Annotated in this window: 2 protein-coding genes and 1 pseudogene; 1 reads left to right on the top strand and 2 read right to left on the bottom strand. The window is 74.6% G+C overall.

The genetic code is table 11. The annotated features are described in order from the left end of the window. The coding region (locus ABZ656_RS55635) for an NPCBM/NEW2 domain-containing protein (RefSeq protein WP_360280045.1) at positions 1–857 on the top strand (857 nt) is incomplete at its 5' end. 49 nt (positions 858–906) lie between these two features. Here the strand turns inward: ABZ656_RS55635 and ABZ656_RS55630 are convergent. Both ABZ656_RS55630 and ABZ656_RS55625 read right to left on the bottom strand, forming a co-directional pair. Further along, positions 907–4,443, bottom strand: a complete 3,537-nt coding sequence (locus tag ABZ656_RS55630) for a BTAD domain-containing putative transcriptional regulator (RefSeq protein ID WP_360280042.1) — start codon at positions 4,441–4,443, stop codon at positions 907–909. 637 nt (positions 4,444–5,080) lie between these two features. Then, a pseudogene (locus ABZ656_RS55625) lies at positions 5,081–6,187 on the bottom strand (asparagine synthase-related protein); the annotation flags it as partial. Positions 6,188–6,283 lie beyond the last annotated feature (96 nt).

The raw sequence follows: 6,283 nt of genomic DNA, 5'->3' as shown, positions 1-6,283 counted from the left end.
GCTCGGGCGGGGCGAGCGCCGGGGGCGGCGCGGCCGCCTCGGAGGGGCTCGGCGCGCCGGTCAAGGCCGGTATCGCGGCGGGAGTCGTCGCGGTGGCCGCGGCGGCGGTGGCACTCGCCCTCGTCGGCAACGGCAGCCCGGTCAAGAAGCCCGACGCCAAGCCGCCGGTGACCTCGCCGGTGGTCGAAGCGCCACAGCCGCGGCCGACGCCGACTCCGTCGAAGAAGCCCGCGCCACAGCCCCCGGTGGTGGCGGCCCCCGCACCGGCGCCCAGCCCGACCCCGACTCCCACTCCCCGGCCCACCCCGAAGCCCACGCCCACGCCCACGCCGTCCCCCGCCCCGGCGCGGGCGAATCCGAAGCCCACCCCCACTCCGCCCCCCGCTCCGACACCCACGCCCACCCCGCCGCCGCCTCCCGCACCGGTCGTCTACCAGTGGAACGAGTTGAAGTACGGCGTCACCGGTGACCACACCAAGCCCGAGATGCGGCTCGGCGAGAGCAGTTGGGTGTGGCAGCGGTGGGGGGTGTCGATCGCGGGTCAGCGGTACACCCACGGCGTGACCGTGCACGGCGAGTCCTCGGTCACCATCGACCTCAACCGCAGTTGCTCGGCGTACGACGCGCTGGTCGGCGTGGACGACCTGACGCCGGGCCTTCGCCAGGTGAGCTTCTCCGTGTACGCCGACGGAGCTCGCCTGTGGCAGTCGCCACTGGTCAAGGGCGGCGACCCCGCGATCCCCGTGCATGTGAACCTCACCGGCCGCAAAACGATTCGGCTGGCCGTCGAACCGCACACGAGATTCGACGCGGCGGCCCTGGCGGACTGGGCGGAGTCCACGTTCCAGTGCCGGTGAGGTGCGTCGAAGTGGGGTGCGGCACTCCCTCGCCGCCTGCTCGTACTCCTTACTCGTACTCCTTCAGCGCCTCCGCGAGCTCCCGCAGGGCGTCGGCCTGGGTGAAGCCCGCCCCCGTCGTCCGCTCGGACTCATGGCGGACGGGACCGAGAGCGGCACGCGCGGCGGTCTCCGTGCGCTCGGCGCCGGTGCGCTCCTGGGTGGGACGGGGAAGACCGCCGCGCCAGGAAGTACCGGCGGCGAGCAGACGGGCCGCTCGGGGATGGTCGCCGAGTTCGGACAGCAGGCCCGCCGCACTCTCGACGAAGCTCGACGTCACCACGTCGGCGCACCGCCCCGTCACCGCCGTGGCCAACGCGTCGACCATCTTGCGCAGGCCGGGCTCCGGACCGGACTCGGCGGCCGTCACGAGCGCCTCGACCCAGTTCAGCGCCGCCGTGAACTGCGGCGGCGGGGTGCCGCGGGCGGTCATCTCGCACGCCTGCTCCCACTGTTCGCGCGCGAAGGCGACCTCTCCGTCGTCCAGGGCCAGCCGGGCGCGGAGCAGACGGACGAAGGCGCCGGAGTCCGTGATGCTGTACCGCTCGGCCGCGGCGTTCGCCTCGTCCAGGGCGGTCAGCGCCTGCGAGCGCTCGCCCGCCCGGTAGGCGAGCTCGGCCAGCCGCGCCATGAGGAAGGGCGTCTCGGCGTACGCGCCGACCTCGAAGGCCAGCCGCAGTGCCTCCTCGTACTCGCCCTTGGCCTCGTCGTAGAGACCGCGCGCCATGGCCGCCTCCCCCGCGGCGCTGCACACCTGGGCGCGCACCCAGCGGTCGCCCACGCGCCGGCTGAGCACCCGCAGCTCCGCGAGGTCGTCGTCCACGCCCTGCATGCCGCCCGGGGCGTCGACGACCATGTGCGTACGGAACATCAGGGTGACGCCGATCTCCCACTCCCCTCCGTACGCCCGGCAGTTGGCGAGCGCCGCGTCCATCGACGGACGAACGTCGTGCCAACCGCTGAGGAAGAAGGCGGTCAACGGCCAGACGATGCCCGGCATGGTCGCCGCGTCCGGACCGCCCTTCTCGAAGAAGTCCCGCACCCGCACGATGTACTCCGGAATCCACGGATACGCCCCTGCGTCCAACGGATCGGTCTCCACCAGCATGAACAGGTGCAGCATGCGCGCGCGCATCCGCATGCCGTGCAGCGGATGGGACTCCTCGTGGTCCGGGGCGGCGAGGAAGGCTGCCAGCGGATCGAAACGGTCCAGGTCGGCGAAGAGGGCACCACCACCGCCACCGTCACGGCCCTCGCACCCGTCGCCGCCCTCCCCGCCGTACGACCGGTTCGCCTCGGACACGACGCCCCTCGCGTCGAGCGCCGCGCCCAGCCGCAGCAGGCGGTCCGTCCATTCCCCGCCTTCGCGGCGGAAGTTGCGCAGCCACCAGAACCAGCCCATGGCGAGGACGATCGCGCCGGCGTCCTCCTCCGCACCGGCGACGATCGCGCGGTGCAGGGCCGCCCGGTTGTTGTCGAGCTCGGTCTCCCGGGGGTGGATCCAGGGCAGCTGCGCGGCGGAGCGCAGCAGCGGCTCGGCCTCCTCGACGAGGTCACGCGCCCACGCGCGGTGGTGCCGCTCGGCGGTGGCGCGCAGCTCGGGGACTTCGGCGGCGCGCTCGGTGGCGTACTCGTGGATCGTCTCCAGCATGCGGTACCGCATGCCGCCGCCGACGCCTTCCGCGTCGTAAGGGGCGGCGGAAGGGGTCGCGACGATCAATGACTTGTCGACGAGCGCCCCGACGAGTTCGGCCACGCCACCGGCGACCGGACCGGTGATGGCACCGGTGCAGACGGCTTCGGCGGCCGTGAGGTCCCAGCCGCCCGCGAAGACGGACGCCTCGCACAGCACGGCCCGCTCCCGTTCGTCGAGCAGGTCCCAGGACCAGTCGACGACGGCGCGCAGGGTCTGCTGGCGGGGCAGCACCGTGCGGCTTCCGGAGGTGAGCAGCCGGAAGCGGTCGTCGAGCCGGTCGGCGATCTGGCGGGGTGTCAGCAGTCGCAGGCGCGCGGCGGCCAGCTCGATGGCCAGGGGCAGGCCGTCGAGCCGTCGGCAGATCTCGTCCACCGCCTCGGAGTCGTGGAGCGCGGCGTCGGCGTCGGGACGTACGGCCGCCGCGCGCTCCATGAACAGCCGGCGCGCGGGGTCGGGCGGCAGGGGCTCGACCGGGCGCACCAGCTCGCCGGGGACGCCGAGGGGTTCACGGCTGGTGGCGAGGACGGTGAGCCCCGGGCAGCGGGTGAGCAAGGTCTCGGCGAGTTCGGCGGCCGCGCCGATGACGTGCTCGCAGTTGTCAAGGATCAGGAGCTGGCTGCGCGGGGCGCAGTACTCGACGAGCAGGCCGAGCGGGTCGTCCTGTCCGACCATCGCCATCTCGTGGGTCATCAACACGGTCTCGCGCAGACCGAGGGCGCTGACCACCGCGCCCGGGACCGCCTCGGGCCGGTCGAGCGGGGCCAGCTCGACCAGCCAGGCCTGCGGGAGCCCGGCGGCGGCTTCCTCGGCGAGGCGGGTCTTTCCCGAACCGCCCGGTCCGGTCAGCGTGACCAGGCGTGCCCTCCGCACATCCGAACGGATCGCGTCGAGTTCGGGTTCCCGGCCGACGAAGGAGTTCAGGCGGGGGCGGAGGTTGCCGGTGCGTTCGGGGTCGAGGCGTGGGTCGGGGCCGGGGCGGAGGTGTCCGTCCTCGGACGGGTGCGAGGTCGGTCGCTCTTCGGAGGAGCCGGTGTCGACGCGCCGGCCACCGGCGGCGGCCGCCTCCGCCCCGTCCCCTTCCCGCCATACGCGATGGTCGGCACGTACGGGTACGGGCCCCGGCCCGCCCGCTCCCGCCGGGGTGAGCAACTCCGCGTGCAGTCTCCGCAGTTCCCCGCCGGGATCCGCACCCAGGCCCTCCTGGAGGGCGCGGCGCACCCCTTCGTACGCGGCCAGCGCGTCCGCGCCGCGGCCCGCGTCGCGCAGGGCGCGGATGAGCAGGACGTGCAGGGCCTCGTCGTACGGGTGGGCGGTTGTCAGCTCCTTCAACTCCGGTACGACGTCGGGGGCGCGGCACAGTCGCAGGTCCGCGTCGATGCGGGTGCGCGTCGCCTCCAGGCGGAGCGCGTCCGGGCGGGCGGCGGCGTCCCGGTCGGGGAGGTCCGCGAGGGCCGGGCCGTGCCACAGGGCGAGTGCGTCGCGCAGGGTGTGGGCGGCGGTGGCCGCGTCGCCGCGGTCGAGGGCGGCCTTGCCCTCTCGCACCTGCCGCTCGAAGACGAACAGGTCCACGTCGTCCTTGGTCGCCCGCAACCGGTAGCCGCCCGTCTCCGAGGCGACCGCGTCCTTGCCGATCGCCCGGCGCAGGCGGCCGACCAGGGCCTGCAACGCCGCCGGGGCGTCCAGTGGGGGGTCGTCCGCCCATACCTCGTCGATCAGGGTCTGGGGGGCGGTCGTGCGGTCCGCCCGTCGGGCGAGCGCCGTGAGCAAGGCGCGTACCCGGGGGCCGCCCAGCGCGACCGGGGCCCCCTGATCATCCTCCGCCTGGGCGACCCCCAGGATTCTGTACCGCACCCGCCTATTCTCACCTCGCCCGGTGCGCAGGGCCGAGGCTTTCCCCGGCGGGCCTGCGCCCAGGTTCTCCGCCCCCGCCGCCCCCACCCGTCCCATCCTCGACCTGGGGGCTCCGCCCCCAGCACCCCGATCGGCCTGAACGGCCTCGTCCTCAAACACCGGACAAGCTGAAGACACGGGCCGCGGTGGACAGGACATCGGTCTCCCGCCTCATCCTCAGACGCCGGGCAGGCTGGAGGGCATGGGCCGGGGTGGGTGGGGTGTGGCCCCCCGGCCTCGCACTGGAACGCCGGACGACCCGAGGCTTTCAGGGGCGCGCGGAACTGCGTGACCGGCCCCCACCCGCCGGCGGCCAAACGAATCCGGGCGGGCGGCGGATGCGAGGGCGAAGCCCCGCCCTGGGAGCGCGGGGAACTGCGCGATCGGCCCCTCCGACCCCCACCGGCCCGCAGCCGCCCCCATACGGAAGGGGCCGGGCCGGTGCGTCGTAAGCCCGTCGCTTACGTTCGGGTCAGGACGCGGCTCCCTGTAGGGCAAGGTCTGATCCGGCGGTGACGGGCTCGACGTACCGGCACGGCCCCGACCCGACGACGGCCCAGAGACGAGCCAGGGGCGACCCGACCGCTGGCCCCGACCGCTAGCCCCGCCCCCCGGCCCCCGCCCCCAACGCCCGCCCCTGTGGCACGATCCCCGCGGGTACGGCCCGTTGGCGGGCCGGTGTGCCCGTCCAGCATGTGCCGCGGCGGGCCAGCAGGCGGCGCAGCCACAGTTCCAGGGAGACCAGATCCGCCAGCCCGTCCAGCGGCAGCGGCTCCCCCGCCGCGGCCGCCCGCAGGGCCTTGCGGACGACCCGTGCCTCGACGAGCCCCGCCTGCGCCAGCAGAGGAGTGTCGAACAAAGCGATCAGGGAATCCGCGGCCACCCGCAACCCCGTCCGCGCCGCCGCCGCCGAGGACGCGTGCGACGGCGCGCCCCAGCCGGGCGGCAGATCGGCCACCCCGGCGCCCTCCAGGACGGTACGCAGGATCGCGGCGCGCGCCCCGGGCTGGACCCGCAGCGCCTCCGGCAACTCACGGCACGCGCGGACGACCTGGTTGTCCAGGAACGGCGCGTGCAGCCGCTGGAAGCGGATCTCGGCGGCCTGCTCCAGGACGCGAAGATCGGCGGCGTGGCGCGCGAGCGCCGCCCGGGCGCGGAAGTCACCGGGCCGCTGCCCGGGACCGACCACCCCCGTCCGACCTGCGGCTCCTTGTAGGCGAACCGATACTTCAGCCAGCGCCTCACCGGTCAGCCAACGCGCCGCGGGACCAGGCCTGGCCCAGGTGAGCGCAGCGAGCGACGCACCCACCGCGCCTCCCGGTTCGTCGAAGCGCCGGTGCAGCAGCCGGTCGGCGAGGACGTCGACGCCGGTCCGGTACGGCGTACGGGCGAGTTTGCGCGCGGCGCCGTACACGCGCGCGGGAACCATGACGGAACCGTCCGCCTTCGCCAACGCGGCGACGGGCCGGACCAGATGGCGTCTCTTGCGGTCCATCAGCAGGTCGGCCAGCCGCGCGGGGTGCGCGTCCAGGACCTGCCGGGCCCCGTATCCCGTGAAGTGGTCCGCACTGCCGGAGGACAGCCGCGCACGGTGCCGCGCCGCCGTCACCAGCGACGGCCCCGGCTCATCCGTCAGCGGGCCCTCCAGGTCGGCGTACGGAAGCGTCTCTTCGCCCCCGGCGACGACCACATGGTGCAACCGGGGGGCAGGCCGATCGCGATGAAAGCGGAATCCCAGGACCACTGGTGCGGGTACAGACCGTGGGAGGGAACCGTGGACGTTCCCGTCCAGTTGCCTTCG

This window comes from Streptomyces sp. NPDC007095, from assembly GCF_040634475.1.
GTDB lineage: Bacteria > Actinomycetota > Actinomycetes > Streptomycetales > Streptomycetaceae > Streptomyces.
This window is presented reverse-complemented; position numbering and strand designations above follow the sequence as displayed.